The following is an 18,787-nucleotide window of genomic DNA, read 5'->3' as shown; positions in this document are numbered from 1 at the left end:
CAAAAAGATGAAGGTGAAATCCACCTTCATCTTTTTTTACTTGCCCACGATCATATTTGCCATCTTAACCAGATCAATGACATTAATTTTATCATCTTGGTCAAAATTAAGATTAGCTACTAGACTCTGGGATGGAGTAGGAATCTTCCTAGACAATACAAACCCCACTACTTCTAACCAGTCTGTAACATTCAATTCCTGGTTGAAGTCTACATCACCCATAGGATAAAGATAGATTCGCTCTTCATTTCCTGCGTCATCTTTGGCGTACAAGGTATAAGGAACGTTCATATCAATGAAGAATTGATGGTTCTCCACCGTGGTGCCCGCACTGTGGAAATAGGTGAGCTCCTGCACTCCTTGAGCATACTTTACATCCTGAATGCCGCTTCCGGTCCCTAGCGCGGATACACTTACGTTTACTCGTGGGTATGCGGTATCGCCAACCCAAGTCGTCGTAATCGTTGGCGGTTCGCGGTCTATATTGGTAATCTTAATTTTTTCAACTACCTCCTGACCTTCCCCATCCTGCACGTAAACACTATACCAGCCATTCTCCTCGACATGAAAAGAGCTGCCCTCAATATCATGAGTAAAGTAGACACTATCTGTTACCGACAGTTCACCTCGAGCCCATTTTTTGCTCAAAAATTCGCCTCGTGCATTTTCAATCGTGACTTCAATCTCGTTTCCTTGGCTGGGTATTTTTACAACCTCTGCTAATGTAATACTTAGCCCTGGAAGCGCTGGTAAAGTCCGCGCCGCAACAGCGTCACTCCTTGCCGATTCGAAACCATTACCGTTTAGCGCCGTGACTTCGAACGAATAATCCGTATCCTCACGAAGTCCATTCATTTGCGCTGTTGTTCCTGAGGTCACCACCATCAGGGGAGTCGTCTCACCGACTACATAGATTTTATAACTCACTGCCCCTGTAGATCCCTGCCACTGGAGTGTAATGGAAGTTGGCGTAGAATCTTGAACTAGAAGGCTAGATGGAGGAAGCGGAACCGTAATGATTTGCTCCACATTGCTGTCCGCTGATTCGATTTCACCCTTCAAGGCTCGAACGGCAAAGGTATAAGGCGTTCCCGGCTCAAGACCAGTAATTTCGGCAGAAACAGCCTCAGGACCTACATTTTTATTCAATTGACCATTCACATATATCACATAGCCCGTGGCTTCCGGAACTCCCTGCCAGGAAAGATTCGCCGTTGTGGTGCCAAACTCATCTATGGCTAAATCAGCAGGTGCTTCGGGAAACGTCGTAATCGTAACCGGCTCACTAGGATCTGATTCCACATTCGCGTTTATCGAGCGAATCGTAAAAGTATAGGTGGTACCTGGACTGAGATTTTCCATTGTCGTACTCGTCTCCGTGCTGCTTAGCGACTTCACCACAACATCCCCGTGATATATGAGATATCCGCTCACTTCCGGAACTGCTGTCCAGGATAGCTCGGCACTTGTTGTAGACTTGCTGACACCCTGAAGATCTGTAGGCGCAAGAGGCTTCATTGAAAGAGGAATGGCACTAATCTCTTGCGAAAAACCACTTACTCCTGAAGCGTTAACTGCTTTTATTTTAAAATAATACGTTGTTCCATCAGTCAATCCTGTAACCGTGTAGAAAGGATGAGTCTTGACTAGTGAAGAATCGACCTCTACAAAACCTGCCCCTGATGTTGTGCTCATATAGACCTTATAACCTGATGCCCCACTGACTGAACTCCAAGTTAGAGAAACGGCTCCGGATAATGGCAGAGCTGATAGATTAACCGGTGACAAAGGGAGTGTTGCGACCATTAAAGGATCACTAGCCAATGTTTCATTGCCTGAAACTATCGCTGTCACTCGAAACGTATACGTGTGGCCAGGCTGCAGCCCAGAAACATCATAGGAGAGACTGCTTAAAGGTCTTGAATTAAGGAGGATGCCATCCTGGTAAAGATTGTACCCCGTGGCTTCTGTTACTCCGATCCATGATAAATGGGTTGTCGTTTCTGTCGTTTGGCTAGCAAGAAGTCCTGTAGGCCTCGCCGTTCCAGCTGGAATGGTTACTTGTGCCGTTTCTCCGGTTTCTATAGCCGAGGTGGACGTATTGACTGTAGCTGAAACGGAACTGAAAAATTTCCCTGTCGAAGAGCTCGGTGGCTTGGCATCGAACTCAATGAGAAGAGATTCATGAGACGCCAGGGTCGATGTGGAGAAATTCCCCCAATTTAGAGTACCTGTCGCCCCAACGCTTGGACCAGTAAAAGTAAGCTCGCTTCTCGAACCGTCAGCCCGGATGACTGTTCCTTTTTCCAGACCTCCCTGGTACGTGAATCCCGCGGGAAGCGTCCAGGCAAGCTGACTCACCCCTAAGGTTTTATTATCCGCATTATCCCCTACATTCGTTACAATCGCTTGGTAAGTAGCCATATCGTTGTTCGAAATAACAGGAGTGGTTGAAACGCCTTGTATAGACGGAATAGGACCTGTTCCGACAGGAGTATAAGTTCCGTCACTAAAATCCCAATCCAGGTAACCAGAGTCAGGTACCGTATCTTTAATCTTCGAGTTAAAAGCCTGAGAGGAAAACGTCATCGCCCAAAGAGGCACTACACTCGCTGCTGTTATCGGACTGCTTACAAGCTTCGTAAAACTATAGCTTTTGTCAGCTGTATAACTGCCCCCGTTCAAGGCGGCGAAAGGAATAGCCGCTTCAATGGAGCTTACTTTATTTACGCCATTCCCCGTTACAACTTGCTGTACATTCACATGATTGCTCAATACGTTTACGGTCTTGCTATCGGTCGCGCTCTCAACGTGAATGAGAGGAACATCTGAGCTAACTTGAACAAATACCGTTGCTTCATGTGTAGGAGCGGTTGTTCCAGACTGAGGTCTTGCCGTGGTCAAGCGCAATCCAAACAATTGGTTTCCTACCGTGTTCGAACCGGAAGGAAGTATCACATCCCACCTAACAAACAAATGATTGGCATCACTTGCCATCAACACCCTCATCAAATCGGTTGTCTGACCTTTCCCCCCTCCGTCACCTAAGGAGTCTGAAAAAACCGTCGTAATTCCTGACCAATCCGCGATCGATTGATCCTTTACATCTATCGTTCTAAGGGCTGCCTCTGCATCTTGCCTAACGCCGAACTGAGCGTAAGAGAAAATGAAGGTGAATATAAGTAAAATCTTTAACCCATTTGATAAGCTCAGCCTTTTCATCATAAAAATTTATCCACCCTTTCTAAGATGAGAAATTCCTTTGGATCACTCGCAGTAGATACCTGCCTCCACATCAAACCTCCATATTCTGGAACGTTGATGTCAATCCAGGTATGCTTATAAAGAGGGGATTCCAAAAATCGGAACCCCTCAGCTCTATGGTAAAAACTCTTGTACAACTTCACTGGTTGAAGCAGCCTCAATCTGTTCATAAGCCCAATGCTGCTGTCCTACATCCTTGTAGGAAGACTGCTCCGGCTTCTTACTCAATCTTCTTCCAAGGAGCTTATTGAATACCGTAACGGCTTCTGCTCGTGTTATCGAACGATTCGGTCGGAACAATCCGTCCGTATAGCCAATCATGTACTCAGCCTCGTAAGCTGTAGAAATCACCTTATTCGCCCAATGCTTAGCCGCATCCGGGAAATTAGTGGATTGATCTCCTTCTTGCAGCTTCTTTAGCTTTAATGCTATAGTCGCCATCTCCGCACGAGTCACTTCCTTCTGAGGCTGGAAGCTTCCATCTGGATAACCGATCATGAGCTGATGTTCTTCAACGAAGGCAATTGATCCTGACGCCCAGAAATCCAATCCTACATCAGGGAACACTTGTCGCTTCGGCAATTCTTTCTCCCCTAATGAAACCTTCGTCAGAATGGCTGCCATCTCCGCTCTCGTTAGGGACTTCTGAGGCATAAAGATCTCACCTGGATACCCAAAGATATAAGGAGCCGGTTTTTTCACCGGAGTGATAACCGGAAGCTTCTCCACTACGGGCGGCGTGCTCCCTCCCGAAGAGCTATCACTTCCAGAATCTCCACCTGGAGACGCGATCGGCTGCATCGTGAGATCATATTCTACAATACTATCTCCCACATGAATGATCCCATCGCGAATATAGCTCGTAGGACCTTGTTGCTCGTTGCGAGTGTCTTCACGGCTGTCGAAGGTGATATATCCTTCCTTTTCACCGACTAGATAATAGTCTCCGTCCGGGAATACCATCCACGCATATTCTCCTTCCTCCGTTGTCCATTGAGGAACACGGTTTTGATTCGGAGGAAAATCATCAAGCACTGGCAATGGCACAAGTGTATGTGGAACTCTTCCTGACTTACGGTTCAAGTCCGTATCCGACCAGTAAAGAGACATTTTCACACCAACAATCGGCTTGCCTGTTACTCGGTCACTTACGATGCCGTACGGGTCAACTAATTCAACCTGAATGCCTAACTCCCCATCCACTTGTTCGTCTCCCACCGATACGTTGATTGCTTTTGCCGCTAGCTTTTCTCCAGTTGGAGCCACTACTTGAAATAGAATCTTGTATTCTCCCGGAGGAACATCTTCGAGTTGAAAACGGCCATCCTCATCAAGGGTAAGCCCTGGAACTTCTTGGCCAGAAGCATCGGTCACCTTCGTTTCGATTTGCTCTCCATCGGACAATACCTTTTGAATTTCTTTGACCTGTCCGTCTTTCTTATCCGTCATAAGCAACAATCCGCTTACATTCTTATTCGCGGGCACCATCTTATCTGGGCCTATCTCGTTTAAATCTCCAACGTTGGCCGTTTGCTTCACTTCTACAGGGAAGGTTTGTCCCGGTGCCACTTCTTTATTGAATTTAATAATCGGCGTGTATTTCCAGTTTCCTTGGGGTACATAGATTTTATAGCTTCCGTCTTCACCCGTCGTTACACTGGTCACAAAATCAGGAATTCCATCTCCATTAAAGTCTTCTTTCAGCTCTACCGTCGCACCCTTTACTGCTTTTCCGGTTGTATGGTCGATAACCACCCCTTTTACGGAAGCTGGAAGGTAATGGACGATGATACTGTTTTCCTGTAGGAAGTTCCCATCTAGATCCCTTACCCGTGCTCGAATCAGAGATTTCATAGGAAGGACGCCCTCAAGCTTAGGCGCAGTTAAGGTAATGGAAGCTACACCATCCGCTCCAGTTACCTCTTCGGCCTCCCTGACACTTCCTGCATCCAACTCAAATCGAATCCGCACATCTCGAATAGGAGCTCCTGCATCGGTCTTCAGCGTCGCCCTTATCGTAAACTGTGACTTGCCGTCTCCTTCAACTTCCGATGGGAATGCTTCAAGCACCAAGCGTGTGGTCGTATCCACCGTAAATTTCACTGGAGGATTGGATACTTTGCTATTCCCAAAGTTGTCAACAGTAACGGCATAAGCCTCATGAATGCCACTGGATAACAGGCGGTTCGAGACGAGAGACCATCTTCCATCCGGACCTGTCCAAGCGGTTCCCACCGATCTCTGATCGACATAAACCTCCACCTTGCTTCCCGGCTCCGATCTTCCTGTAATCCTTGGAGCTTCGTAGATAATCGTGGAGCCATTCTGCGGGTAAAGGATGGCTGTTTCATCAAATTGCTTTGTCACTCTTTTAACTTCTAGTGTGTATAGTGATTTCTTAATTCCATTCTCTGCCGTAACTTCAATCTGGATTATCGTAATCCCCTCAGGTAAATCAACCGCTACCGTGCTACCACTTGCAATGGTAGTTCCGTTTACTTTCAGCGTTGAATTTGGATGCTTCACCGTGGGCCTTATCGTAATTTTATTTACGATATTCTGAACGCTAATCTTATAGTTGGCCTTGCTTGAGGAGAAGGCGGGGCTTAACGTTCCGCTGCTTAAAGCAATATCAAGCAGCTCCGCTTCAGCAGACAACGTCTTCGCTAGAATTTCTACATTCGCGTTTACGGTCATTCCTCCGTAGGTAACGGTCAAAAACGTAGTACCCTTTTTCAATCCGGTAATAAAGCCATCGGTACTAACCCTCGCAAGGGAGGCATTCGCGATTTTGTACGTGATCCCTGTTGAAACTGTAGCCGTTGATCCGTTTGAGTATTTCGCCCGAACAACAACCTGCTGACTTTGCCCTTCTTCTAGCCGGTATTGATAGAGATCCAGTACAATTCCAGCCAACTTCACGCTGCGGTCAATGGTAAATCTTACACTAGCCTCTACCCCATTCTGATTCGTAACAAGGAGTAGATAATTTCCTGCCTCATTAAGCTCTGTACCGAGCGCATAATTGAGCACTTGTTGCCCATTACGAAACAGAGTAACCGTCTTCACGTTTGCAGGCTTTACCACATTCGGTTTGACCATTTCCCCTTCTCCGTAGGTCATCCCTTCCTTTACCCCGACAAAGATAGGGCCTTCTAGAGCCTTCACTGTCACCGAACCGCTCTGAAACGTCGTCGATGAAACGATATTTCCGGCATGAACGTCGCCAATCACGGGATTGTCCATCCTTACCGTTGTATTCACAGCTGTTGATGTAGTGCGAACATCAAAATCAAGGTAAGCTATGATTTTTTCTGTTCCCTGTGGCAGGGAGCCTTTCCCTGCAATCATCACTTTTCTTTTAGACTCATTGGCCATGACGCTAAGCCCTTTAATATCGCCCTCCCTGACTCGCACCAGAGTCAGGAGGTCATCGTTGAAGGTTAGATCAAATTGGATGGCTTGTACTTGACCATCGCTGGTCAAATAGACGGGCAAGGAAATTCTTTCTCCTCTCAATACTTCTTTACTGCCGATCTTGAGCTCTAACGGGCTCTGAGCCTGTGTGCTAGGAATGCCCATAATCGGTTGAACCAAAAGCATGAGGACTAAAAAAAGAAGAAGTGGCTTCGTGAAAGTCCGCAAAGTCCTATTATTTTTTCGTTTTGCCATCATCATTCCTCTTTTCTTCTGCACTGCAGCGCATTGCCTTGATTGAACCATGCGACTACTTCTGACTCCAAATCTGATACATCATGACGGTGGCTTGAGCACGCGTAGCCAAATCCTTAGGCTTGAACTCATCCACTTTGACTCCCGTCATCCACTGTAATTGAACACTAGAGGCTACTGCTTCCTTCGCCCAGTCGGCAATCGCGGCTTTATCGTCAAAGCGTTGAATCGCAGCATCGGTGTTTGGCTTCAGTTTGCCTTTGACCGATGGATCAAGGGTTTTAGAAATAATTGTCGCCATTTGCTCACGGGTAATGGGGTCGTTTGGACGGAATTGATTGCCACCGAAGCCAGCTATAATGCCTGAATTACTTGCCGCACTAATCTCGTCATAGTAAGGATGCTCCATTGAAACATCGCCAAAGGCCGCCTTGGCTTGCCCATCTCCTAAACCTAGCGCTCGGACTATAATCTGCACAAACTCCCCACGGGTAATTGGCTTGCTTGGATCAAAGGTTAACGCATTGCGGCCATCTATGAAGCCATGGCCTGACATAACTTCGATTGGATTTTGAGCCCAAGAAGCAACAGGTCCTAGATCTTTATAGGTTGATGCTATCTCTTGAATGGCAAATGGGGCATCTGTCTTCACTTGGAACTGAAGAGTCGAGTCAGTTGCATTCCATTTGGCCCCTGTTGGCATCCACTTGTTTTGCTTCCATTGATAGGAGGTTAGACGATCTGCTGATTGGCCCTGCTTTAACCAGTTCGTAATATCCACGCTAACGAGAGCAGCCTGCGGTCCTGTTACCTGGAAAGAAGGAAACTTAAAGCTTCCTGCCGGCGGCCCGGTTGTTCCCACTTCTTTCACTTGAAGAACGAAGTTCTGATCCTTCTTTGCTAGAATTTCTTTCGTCTTGACTTGAACCATCATCTTGTCTTCTAAGTGAATATGAAGAGCATCAATGGATTGAAGCTGTTGTTTCAATTCCTTCGGAATCTGAATCTCAACCGTTCCGTTCAGCTTATCCTTCGGAAAAACGAGCTGAACGCTTGGATTTAAAGCTTGCGTGATTCCTTTGGCTTTTAGAGACTGTTCTAACTCGGTTTTCTTTTTGGCCATTTTGCCAATAGCACTTTCTAAGGTCTTCGCATCAAGAACAGCCGTCGCAACTCCATCCTTCACTTGAACCTGATTCGTTAAAGTCTCGGAAGAAGTCAAAGCTAAAAGTTGTTCAGCAGATTGTTTAAGGACTTCTTCCTGTTTCAGTTGACTTTTGACATCCAGAGAAGCAGAAGGTTCAGTCAGCATCTGTTTGAATAAATTCTCCATTTCAATAGCTCCTCGTGGTTCCGGAACCTTCACTGGTGCAGGTGCTCCTCCTCCTGGAGCTGGCGTTGGTGCAGGTGCTCCTCCACCCGGTGCACCCCCANCTCCTCGTGGTTCCGGAACCTTCACTGGTGCAGGTGCTCCTCCTCCTGGAGCTGGCGTTGGTGCAGGTGCTCCTCCACCCGGTGCACCCCCACCTGGAGCTGGCGTTGGTGCAGGTGCTCCTCCACCCGGTGCGCCCCCACCTGGAGCTGGCGTTGGTGTTGGGCGGGGGGAAGGGGTCGATCCTCCCTCAGCAGGCGCAATGACAGCCGTTCCTCCATTCAGAAGGTTGATGCTCACCTCTTTACCCGTTCCGTCAGACACAAGAATTCTCGTAAGCTGCACAGTGGCTCCCGAGCTTCCTAATTCCTTATTCACCTTAAATTGAAGATCAGCTATCTTCCCTTCACCAGAAGGAAGGTTCCGATTGAAACTAGCAATAACGACTCTACTATTTTCCGGGTTACCTTCTACAAAAAAATTCTCAGAAAGCGGGCCGCTGCTGGAACGAAGAAACGTCAACTCGGATTTATCATAGTTTAGATCAAATTGTATCCCACGTATGTTCCCATCACTATTTAACTTCAAAGAAAGCGTCACCGTATCTCCTGTTATACTTCCTGATTCTAGCTCGAGACTCGGTTCGGTTGCAGCAAAACTAAGACTTGACCAGCAGAGACAAAAGATAATAAAAAGAATGGGCAGCTTCCTGCCCATATTAGATGTTTTTTTCACGCTGTCTTTCTCCTTTACTAATTCTGTTCACTGAAGCGTAGCACTTCCCCGGTTATCAAGATCCAGTCAAGCACATTAATCGCATCGTCCCCATTGGCATCAGCCATAAACTGTTGAAGTGGGGTTGGCCCGTCTAAATCCACAATGAATCTGCCTATGAAATCCAAATCAAAGATATTAACGGTATGATCTTGATTCACATCCCCAACCACAAGAACAAAAATCGATTTTACGGCTTCGTTGCCTGCTGCATCCTTCACGTAAATGGTATAGTAACCATTACCCATTTCTCTCGTCACTAGTAAGCTAGATCCTGACATAGCCGTTCCATTCGTTTGGAAGAATGCTAGATCCTGCTCCCCTTTAGCCCACTTCTTGTTTACGGTTAACGGTTTTACCATTTCTACATCTGCAGTAATAACAATACCTTTTTGGGTAAGATCAACAGGAGACTTCTTTAAATCAAGCGTTAAATTGTTGTTCTTATAAATATTATCAATTTCGATTTCCTTGACTGTAATATTCCCTACATTATCAACTACGTAGACTGTATATGTTCCATTATCATCGGCTACAAACTGTTTATCCACGGTGATATCCTCACCATTATCGTCGAAGTGTTCCTTTGGGTGTTTTCCCTTTGCCCACTTGATAAGCTTAACTCCTGATGATACTGTCCCTTCATCCGTCGATTCCACCTGTACAATGACATCACCGTTGGTTGGTGTAGAAGGAGTTGGGTTTAATAGGACCGTCGGTGCTGTTGCATCCACGCAGAACTGGATGGTTGAGCTATTTGCAGCACTATCTGTGATTACCAAAGTATAACAACCTGTTTCTAGGATCGGGGTGCCTGGAAGGTACTCCTCTTCTGGGTAACCATCACGTTTTAGCTTCGCTCTGGTCGGTGTATCATCTTCCCAGACAACTCCATCCTCAATCGGACCATATGTTTTCCCATCTTCAATATCTTTAATTACAGGTTTATTCCTATCGATATTGCTGATCATAATTTCTTTAACCGTTACGTTACCTGCATGATCTTCTACATAAACCGTATAAGGTCCCGCTACATCGGCAACGAACTGCTTACTTTCGGTGATTTCTTCACCATTACCTTCAAAGTATTCCTTTCCGTTGCTACCCTTTGCCCATTTGATGCGCTTAACCCCTGTTGTTACTTCACCTTCGTCTATAGCCTCCACCGTTACGATTACATTCCCTTCCGTTGGAGTTGAAGGATTAGGAATTAAGTTCACATTAGGCGCTGATGCATCTACACAGAAATTAACAGTTGTGGTATTTCCAGCACCATCTGTAATAACAAGAGTATAGCAACCGGTTTCTAGAATGGGGGTACCCGGAAGATAATCCACTTCGGAATGACCATTACGCTTTAACTTTGCTGTCGTTGGGTTTTCATCTTCCCAAGTTACTCCACCACCAATAGGCCCATAAGTTTCTTCATCTACAATCCCGATAACTGAAGGTGCGTCCTTGTCAATGTTTTTAATTTCAAAGGATCTCACAGTCTTATTCCCTAATTCATCCTCCGCATAGACCGTATACCAACCTGGTTCCGATACAGGGAACGTAGGGTTATCTAATGGAATCGGGTTTCCGTTTGTTGCAAAATATTCTATATTTTGAACACCAGAGTCCCATTTCAGCTTAACAATCTGACTCCCAGTTCCATTAGCATCGACTTGAATAGTCACATTCCCGTTCGTGGGACCGTTCGGATTCAGCGTCAGACCAAGAGTTGGTGGAGTTTTGTCATCGAGTGCAATCTCCCCATCATTAAGCACGAATTGCGTTGTAATATTTTTCGGTATCGCGTTGGAAATAACCACTCCTGAAAGTTTCAACGAGGTTTTCACAGGACCTTGGTCTTCCATATTAAAAACGAGCTTCGCAACCTCGGCGTTGTCATTTGGAGTGATGTCCTTAGACATGCTGGCGATAAAAACACGAATGGTCTTCTTGTTTCCGCTCGTTCTTAATGAAGGGTTATATTGAAAATCGAAATTAAGGGCTAGGTCATTTCCTCTTACTACATCTTGTAGATTGACTACAGAAGTATCAAACTCCAGGTCAAACTGCAAGCCTCGTACTTCTCCTGCACTTGTCAAGTGTATCGGCACAACCACCTCCGCTCCACGTTGGCCTACTACCTTCGCAACGGTGAGATCCTTCAAGGTAGCAGCCTCTAAGTGAAGGCTAGAACCAAAGGGTGTGAATAATAGCATGAAGGAGGAAAGCAATTGAATAATTACTCGAAAATTCTTACGATTCATCAGTTCACTCCCCCACTCTACTGGACAATTTCGTCAGCTATTTGATTTAATACTTCTTTCGAATCAACTTGATTCGCCGCTTCAATCCAATCGAGGATATCCACTAACCCATCCCCATTCACGTCTGTTCCCCATTGATCCGGAGAAACTTGGGAAATTGGCTCGATTGTTGGTTCGACTGTTGGTTCGTATGTAGCTTCCACTACAGTCTTAGCTTCTACTTCCGTCTTGGCTTCATCTGATTGAACCTCTGCCCATGAGAGAGCAGGAACAATCAGGCAAATCAAGCAGGCAATTGTTAAGATTTGAAACTTTGATTTCATAATTTACCTCCTCGAAAAAAATAAAAATAATTCCATAAGACTACTGCTAGATAAAAGGATTAAAACTAGTAAATTAGTAACGTATGATTGTGCTTGGTTCTAGGACTGGCAACCTAGACGTCTTAAATTATAAGCCTTAAAGTTGTCGAATTAAATACATTTTAAGAAAATTTAATTAAAACTTAAGAAAACTTACCAAATAGAAAAGGCACCAGATTCTACCTGGTGCCTTTTCTTTGTTATTCGTATGAATAGTTGTAATATCCGCTTTAAAATTATTCTTTACTTTTCTCCTGCTTCCCTTCCACTTGCTCTCTCTGCTTCTGATTCGTATCCTTCTTGATCCGAGCATAAGGGTGCTTGGTCATATGTTCATTGATATTCAAGGGTAAACACCTCTTTTTTTAAAAGGTAGTATTCCCCTCTAGACTAGGATACTACTCTAACAGGTTGTGATAAGCGGAGAATGTTCCGCTATTCTTCCAGCTAGCTTAAAAACAACAAAAATAAGCGGAAAAACTTCCGCTATTGCCCTCAAAATGCTAATTTTCATCCGATTTTGACCAGATAAGCGGAATTCGTTCGGCTATTTCCCCCCCAAACCCACCAATTCCAAAAATAAGCGGGATTCGTTCCGTTATCCCAGCCGACCCACCGACCCCTTCCTACCCCAACCACCCTCCAAAAAACACTTCAAGCTGGAGGAACGGATCCTCCAGCTTGACTTTTTTACAGGCTCTCTCTTATCTTGTTTCTATCTCTTTTTTTATCTCTCCACTCACTAACTAGGAATGTGATGTTTGATCTAATTATACACAAAATTTTAAGTTTATTTTAAAAAATGGCGCAAATGGTCGTTTTTTAGGAGTAAATGGTATTTTCTAGGATACGTTTGGTTGGACGTCTAATAAAATCCTAATCGCCCTGCCTCATCATCCGAATCCCATTGCTGCTTCTGGAGTTTACGGATATCGGTTTGCATCTCCTCCAAGAGCTTTTCTAGGTTGACGCTCTTTTCATAATGCCATTCCAGAGCCGCTGTGATATACAACTCATTCAACTGAGCAATGGATGAACCTTCTAGAGCTTCCGCCAATTTCTCCATTTCTTGCTCCTTCAAGAATCGAGCAAAACCAAGCTTCTTCAGATAACGCAAACGCATCTCTCGATTAGGCAGCTTAATTTCATAGGCCCGGTCGAATCGACCCGCTCGGTTAATCAACGCAGGATCGATCTTTTCCGGATAGTTAGTGGTGCCAATTAGAAAAATCCCTTCCTTCGACGTCACGCCATCCAACGTGTTGAGGAACACAGAACGGACACTTTCCGGCATCGAATCGATATCTTCGATAACGAGCACCATCGGTGCCATCTTCAAAGCCGTCTCGAACACCTGCTTGATCGAATAACTATTCGTGTACTCGGTAATCTGCCAGTAAGCCACAGGGGCGGTAATGGTGTTAGCAATGGATTTAACTAGTGTGGTTTTTCCGTTGCCGGGCTTCCCGTAAAGAAGAATCCCTCGTTTATAAGGAATGTTGTAGGTTCGGAAGAACTCCCCGCTGTCATGGAAGAATTCATCAATGGAACGATAAATCTGCCGCTTCAGATCTTCCTCTAGGAGCACATCTTCTCTCTGAACGAGATGCGTGATGTTCACCTTTTTGCGCTCGAGCCCATCATCCGTATCCGTAAACACTGCGACATTGCGACGGTCATGTTCCCTTTGCCTTCTTTGAATATATGCAATAAACTCTAGCAAATTGGCGTCCTCGTCCGTCAAGATAAAGTGGTGGTGATAAGGACCCGAGCTGTGAAACACCGTTGCCCGGGCCAAGGCCACTCGAAAACGAGGGTAATAGTACATGGCATTATCTAAAAACGGAGAAACCGTAAACTCGACCCCATGAGTTTGGGGAAGGGGGGTTACCATATGGGTTTCAATCCCATCCATCACGTAGGCGACAAACTCTAGATCTTCGCGTTTGGCTTCTACATCCTCCGCTAACACATTCCAAATTTCTTGCTGGTTTTCATTATCCATATACATGTTCACGGACAGACCATACTTTTCAAATAAAGTTTCCTTAATCCGCTGAATGACGTAGGCATAATCATAATAATGGGGCAAATTGACTTGGCTGACCTCATTGAATCGGACCACAAATGGAGTATCACTCATGTTCTTTTCGTTTCTCCCCTAATTTCTATTTTGAGAACTATTGTAAAACTCTCCATGTGACGAATCAATGTCAAGATTATGGGTAACCTTGCGCCGAGCCCATTTCCCCCGATTCGCTTCATACCAGCCGCTGCCTAAGAGAACGCCCCCGACAATCAGAACAAAGCCAATCATATGCGCGATTCCAATGGATTCCCCGAGAAACAAGGCTGATCCGACCAAGCCATAAAACGGGGTCATATTAATGAACACGGCCGTCTGTCCCGGCCCAAGCTCACGAATACCTCGGTTCCAAATCCAACCTCCTAACGCCGTCGCAATCATCGCCGAGGTAAACAGCAACAGCCACATCCCTGGAGTAAGCATCCCGAATACAGCCAGCGGAGAAACAGCTTCCACTCCATACCCCGTCAGGAACAAGAGTCCACCCCCCATGAGGAAGGAATACGAAGTGACTTGATTCACCGAAACCGTAGCGAGTATCTTACGTATCGCAAGGAAGCTCACCGATTGACTGAGCATGCCTAAAAAGACGAGGACATCCCCAAGATGAACCGATGGCAGACCAGAATCAGCTCCTCGTAGCACGATCGTTAACACACCAGCAAAACCGAGGGCGACACCGATGCTGCGAAGACGGGTTAATCGCTCCCCTAAAAATAAGTAAGCTAACACGACCGTAGTCAACGGGTTCAAGGAAAGAATCAAAGACCCGTTTGATCCGGTGGTTTCTTTTAGGCCGAAAGCCAAGAATATATGATGGCCAAAGACCCCAGTTAAGGCCGCCAGGAATAGATAGAACCATTCCTGACGGTTCATGTTCCGGAAGCCCTCGGCCCACCAGGTATATAAAAGAACACAAAGTCCCGCAATCGTTACCCTTATGGCCGTAATCGTTAAAGAGGGGTAGGCGGTTACTAGGACTTTAACAGCAATGACATTGAGCCCCCAAAAAAGCATAGCAACGGAAAGCGCAGCATAAATCCCTTTTCCGTTCATCATGGCATCCTTCTTTCTTCTCTGCGAAATAGATTATGTCTGCTATTGTAACGCCAAAAAGCCTAGGAAGCCATGAACAATCGTTCAACTAAGTCTTTCCATCATTCGCCTTAAGACGACAGCTTCTGCCCATAGAGGGAGCGGCTCTTCGATTCGCTGCTTCCAAGAGGAATCGGTTAGCAGTCCCTGCTCATACATCCAATCTACTGCTTCTTGCTTCCATAAAGCCGTATTCGGAGGATAACCTCCTGGTGCAGGAGTTGGTGCAGGAGTAGGCTCAGGTGCTGGGGCAACTGGAGCAGTCGTCTGCAGCAGGCTTCGGAACAAGCTCATGATCTGTTGACCATACGATTCCCCTGCCTCGAGGGCTTGCTGCAAGCTGGAGAATCGGTTGCGATCATAGCCCGGTACGGCCCATTTCCCAGCTAAATCCTCCCAATAAGGGGCACTTCCCCGTTGAACCAGGTTAAATCGTGGATCTACCAAGGCTTCTCCCTGAGGTAAGGGAGATGTCGTCGCATAGGCAAACAAGTGCTGAATCTGAGCAGTCACCCCAGCTTCAATGCTTGGAAACTGATTCCCAGGCACCCCTCCCGTCGCTCCTATCCCGGCAAAATTATTTTGATCCGCTCTGACATCGCCCCCATAGCGAAACCAGTTCGTTTCGTGTATCGACTGGCAAAAAGCCACATCCCCGCGTACGCCATACCTTGCGCCAATGGGCAGGAAGGCTCGAGCAATCGCAGGGTTAAAGTTCGGATTTACCCTTTGAACAAAGGCAATCATCTGGTTAACACTAGCCTGACTTGAACCCATGATCGGATTTTTCTGGATGGTTGCCATCTTTGTCCCTCCTTGCATCGAAAAGGTAGTTGGTCAAGGTCTATTATTTCATGTTATGCAAAAATGAGCTCATCTGTTCTGGACAAAAAAAGCCACCTACATGAAAGCAGGAGGCGATTGTTGGGAATATACAGATTAGGAGAAACCTAATCTAGTTCTATTATACTACAACACTTTCGTTTTATCACCAAAATTTAGGATAATCTTACGCCTTTGGGTAACCTGTTGGGTTACTTTTGTGCCAGATCCATGCATGCTCCACAATCGTACCGAGGTCCGGGTATGCAGGCTCCCACCCCAGCTCACGTCTCGCTTTATCCGAAGAAGCAATGAGGACCGCCGGATCCCCCGCACGGCGTGGCGCGATCATCGCCGAAATATCGGCGCCTGTCACCTGTCGACATGTGTCAATGACTTGTTTGACGGAAAAGCCGGTTCCATTCCCCAAATTATAGATCCCGCTTTCCTTTTTCTCGCGCAACCGCTGCAGCGCAAGATAATGGGCCTGAGCCAAGTCCATAACATGAATATAATCTCGGATGCACGTTCCATCTTCCGTCGGGTAATCGTCTCCGAATACACTCACCTCAGCGCGTTGGCCTAGGGCACACTGTAATACGATCGGAATCAGGTGAGTTTCGGGTGTATGATCCTCCCCAATCTGTCCCTCTGGATCTGCCCCCGCGGCGTTAAAGTAACGAAGGCAAACCGACTTCAACCCATAAGCTTGATCCGCCCATTTCAGCATCCTCTCGATCGCAAGCTTCGTCTCTCCATACGGATTGGTCGGCACGGTTGGATCTTCTTCTTCAATCGGCACCTTCACCGGTTCTCCATACGTTGCTGCCGTGGAGGAGAAGACGATTGCTTTCACCTCATGCTGAATCAACTTCTGCACTAAGTGATAGGACCCGATCACATTGTTATGATAATAAGACATCGGATCCTGCACACTTTCTCCCACCAAAGAATTCGCGGCAAAGTGAATCACAGCCTCAATCGAGTGCTTCGTGAAGATCTCGTCCAACAATTCCACATTATGAAGATCACCTTGATAAAAAGAATCCCCAAGGATAGCTTGTTGATGCCCTTTTTGCAGATTATCAAAGACGATGACTTCTTCCCCTAACTGCTTCAATAACAAAACGGTGTGGCTGCCAATATAGCCTGCTCCACCTGTAACAAGTATAGCCATGCTTTCCCCCACTTTCTTCTATAAACTCTTTTGCTCTTCCATCCAGGAAAACATCGATACAACGGCTCTTTCACGTTCTTCTGGTGGAAAAAGATGACCGAGTCCTTCGTAAATTCTCATCGTATATTGAATTCCTGCCTTATGTAACGCCGAAGACAGACGATGCGCATGCTCTACGCCAACCAACCGATCCTCTGCCCCATGGACAATCAAGACCGGAGCCTTCAATTCCTCCACCCGATAGAGGGGAGAGCGATACCGATACTCCTCAGGCTTCTTCCATGGCGGACCCCCGATAACGCGCTTAAGCATTCTCCTCAGGTCCACGCGCTCCTCATACGTAAGAACCATATCCGAGACTCCTCCCCACACGACCACACTCCGGAAGCAATCATACTCCATGGCCGCATACAGGGCAGGCAGGGACCCCCGAGAAAAGCCGAAGATATGCATGCGCTTGGCATCCACCAAAGGATGCTCCATAAGCCAAGGAATGGTTTCCAACACATCATACCGGTCTTCCCCGCCGAAGTCCTCACGCCCCTCTCCTCCACGGTTCCCGCGATAAAAGGGAGCGAAGACGATAAAGCCTTGCTCGACAAATCGACTCACCCAAGCCAGCTTGGTCATGCCGACATTCTTGATCCCTCCTCGACAATAGACCAAAAGAGGAAAAGGACCATTCCCTCGTGGGATCGCAAGATAACCTTTCACGATCAAACCCTGGGAAACATAGCTGATGAGATAAAGCTTAGCCTGCAGGTGAAATCCGGGCACAATGCGCTGATCAATCATGGGCCTCGTAATACTGGGCTAACTCAATAATCATCGCTCCCATCCGCTCATTCTCTGGGGCTAGGATACGGGTAACCCCAACTTCCCGAAGCGCCTCCGCACAGATCTTCCCTACCGCAACCGCGAGCACCTTGTTTTCAAAAGCATCCAGCACGCTCTCTCGAAGTCCATTCTCCCGAGCATACTGAAACAAGAATCGAACTTGTATCGCCGCCGTAAAGCAAACCGCATCCAACTCTCCCGCGGTGAGCTCCCTGCAGAACTGCTCGACCGTCTCTTTCTCTGGCGCCACATGCTGATACGGCAAAAGCTCGGACACCTTGCCCCCTCGTTCTTCTAAGAACTGAATCAAGCGCGGGGCTGGATCTCCATGAAGTTGCACCACCACACGTTGTCCGGCAAAGTCAAAAGGCTCCAAAGCTCGTATCAACCCTTGAGTCGTTCCGTCGTCATCTTTAGCTGTAGGTGAGATGTCCAGCTTTTTGAGTACGGAATACGTCTTATACCCTCGCGCCGCCATCTTAGCCCCTTGCAGCACAGAGAGGAAACGCTCCTTCTCTCCCATATTTTCTGCTATATGAATCAGGACTTCCGTCCCAATCCCTGTCGTTAAAATTACCCAATCCGCTCCCTCGTCCATCAGACGGCGAAGATCCGGTTCCACTGCTTGATCCGCGAGAAAAACCGTCCCTTGAAGGGATCTGACCAGAGGGACTCCGCCTTGCTTTTCTATTAGCGTGCTCATTTCCTCGGTCTTCCGCGAGCCCGCAATCACGACGCGCTTGCCTTCTAACCCTTTAGCCACAGGTACCCGTCCTCCTTTTATTCCCTATTTTCTCCCTATGATAAAGCTTCCTCTTGGCAACCTCAAGAATTTCTTATTAAATGTAGGGAAATCATAAAAACAGGTCCTGCCTTACCTTAACTCAAGTAGTTGGAAAATCTCCAACTAAATTCAAAACCTAACTAGTTAAAGACCATTTAATGGGAGAATCGTCAACTAATTTGGTTCCAGCCCATCAATTTGGGCTTTCGACAGCCATTAGTGGATTTAATCCCTAATCTGCCCCCGATAAATCAAAGAGAGTAGGGGTGGTCATCACTGATCCA

General features: G+C 46.6%; 11 protein-coding genes. All 11 read right to left on the bottom strand.

Translation table 11 applies throughout. The annotated features are described in order from the left end of the window. Positions 1 to 36: 36 nt before the first annotated feature. The 11 genes from EIZ39_RS24025 to EIZ39_RS23975 all read right to left on the bottom strand — a co-directional run bounded on the left by EIZ39_RS24025 (position 37) and on the right by EIZ39_RS23975 (position 18,482). Positions 37 to 3,225: a fibronectin type III domain-containing protein gene (locus tag EIZ39_RS24025; protein WP_129203711.1), complete on the bottom strand. Its 3,189-nt coding sequence runs from the start codon at positions 3,223 to 3,225 to the stop codon at positions 37 to 39. Between the two features lie 153 nt (positions 3,226 to 3,378). Continuing rightward, positions 3,379 to 6,987 carry an S-layer homology domain-containing protein gene (locus tag EIZ39_RS24020; RefSeq protein WP_129203709.1) on the bottom strand — a complete coding sequence of 1,203 codons (3,609 nt, stop codon included), beginning with the start codon at positions 6,985 to 6,987 and terminating at the stop codon, positions 3,379 to 3,381. A 4-nt stretch (positions 6,988 to 6,991) separates the two neighbouring features. Beyond that, a complete protein-coding gene (locus EIZ39_RS24015; RefSeq protein ID WP_483296072.1) occupies positions 6,992 to 9,025 on the bottom strand; it encodes an S-layer homology domain-containing protein in 2,034 nt (677 codons plus the stop codon). A 35-nt stretch (positions 9,026 to 9,060) separates the two neighbouring features. Continuing rightward, positions 9,061 to 11,340 (bottom strand): cohesin domain-containing protein, encoded by a 2,280-nt coding sequence (locus EIZ39_RS24010; protein ID WP_129203705.1) that lies wholly within the window; start codon positions 11,338 to 11,340, stop codon positions 9,061 to 9,063. A 17-nt stretch (positions 11,341 to 11,357) separates the two neighbouring features. Then, entirely contained in the window at positions 11,358 to 11,663 is a 306-nt protein-coding gene (locus tag EIZ39_RS24005; protein ID WP_129203703.1) for a hypothetical protein, read from the bottom strand. Positions 11,664 to 12,567: 904 nt separating this feature from the next. Next, positions 12,568 to 13,845 (bottom strand): AAA family ATPase, encoded by a 1,278-nt coding sequence (locus tag EIZ39_RS24000; protein ID WP_129203701.1) that lies wholly within the window; start codon positions 13,843 to 13,845, stop codon positions 12,568 to 12,570. Between the two features lie 18 nt (positions 13,846 to 13,863). Then, a complete protein-coding gene (locus EIZ39_RS23995) occupies positions 13,864 to 14,847 on the bottom strand; it encodes a DMT family transporter (protein WP_129203699.1) in 984 nt (327 codons plus the stop codon). Positions 14,848 to 14,928: 81 nt separating this feature from the next. Continuing rightward, positions 14,929 to 15,687: a glucosaminidase domain-containing protein gene (locus EIZ39_RS23990; RefSeq protein ID WP_129203697.1), complete on the bottom strand. Its 759-nt coding sequence runs from the start codon at positions 15,685 to 15,687 to the stop codon at positions 14,929 to 14,931. Positions 15,688 to 15,892: 205 nt separating this feature from the next. After that, complete coding sequence (galE, locus tag EIZ39_RS23985; protein ID WP_129203695.1) at positions 15,893 to 16,882, bottom strand: UDP-glucose 4-epimerase GalE; 990 nt, start codon at positions 16,880 to 16,882, stop codon at positions 15,893 to 15,895. Between the two features lie 18 nt (positions 16,883 to 16,900). Then, entirely contained in the window at positions 16,901 to 17,677 is a 777-nt protein-coding gene (locus EIZ39_RS23980) for an alpha/beta hydrolase family protein (RefSeq protein ID WP_129203693.1), read from the bottom strand. Further along, positions 17,670 to 18,482, bottom strand: coding sequence for a uroporphyrinogen-III synthase (locus EIZ39_RS23975; protein ID WP_129203691.1), 813 nt, complete (start codon positions 18,480 to 18,482; stop codon positions 17,670 to 17,672). Before EIZ39_RS23975 ends, EIZ39_RS23980 begins: the two co-directional genes overlap by 8 nt. Between the last annotated feature and the right edge of the window lie 305 nt (positions 18,483 to 18,787).

It is taken from the genome of Ammoniphilus sp. CFH 90114 (assembly GCF_004123195.1).
Classification (GTDB): Bacteria; Bacillota; Bacilli; order Aneurinibacillales; family RAOX-1; genus YIM-78166.
Note: the sequence above shows the minus strand (reverse complement) of the source record. Positions and strands in the feature narration are given on the sequence as shown.

What these genes read in the sequence shown, in the direction of transcription:
- EIZ39_RS24025 (WP_129203711.1), bottom strand. Translation starts at nt 3,225, where the DNA reads ATGATGAAAAGGCTGAGCTTATCAAATGGGTTAAAGATTTTACTTATA.
- EIZ39_RS24020 (WP_129203709.1), bottom strand. Translation starts at nt 6,987, where the DNA reads ATGGTTCAATCAAGGCAATGCGCTGCAGTGCAGAAGAAAAGAGGAATG.
- EIZ39_RS24010 (WP_129203705.1), bottom strand. Translation starts at nt 11,340, where the DNA reads ATGAATCGTAAGAATTTTCGAGTAATTATTCAATTGCTTTCCTCCTTC.
- EIZ39_RS24005 (WP_129203703.1), bottom strand. Translation starts at nt 11,663, where the DNA reads ATGAAATCAAAGTTTCAAATCTTAACAATTGCCTGCTTGATTTGCCTG.
- EIZ39_RS24000 (WP_129203701.1), bottom strand. Translation starts at nt 13,845, where the DNA reads ATGAGTGATACTCCATTTGTGGTCCGATTCAATGAGGTCAGCCAAGTC.
- EIZ39_RS23995 (WP_129203699.1), bottom strand. Translation starts at nt 14,847, where the DNA reads ATGATGAACGGAAAAGGGATTTATGCTGCGCTTTCCGTTGCTATGCTT.
- EIZ39_RS23990 (WP_129203697.1), bottom strand. Translation starts at nt 15,687, where the DNA reads ATGGCAACCATCCAGAAAAATCCGATCATGGGTTCAAGTCAGGCTAGT.
- galE (WP_129203695.1), bottom strand. Translation starts at nt 16,882, where the DNA reads ATGGCTATACTTGTTACAGGTGGAGCAGGCTATATTGGCAGCCACACC.
- EIZ39_RS23980 (WP_129203693.1), bottom strand. Translation starts at nt 17,677, where the DNA reads ATGATTGATCAGCGCATTGTGCCCGGATTTCACCTGCAGGCTAAGCTT.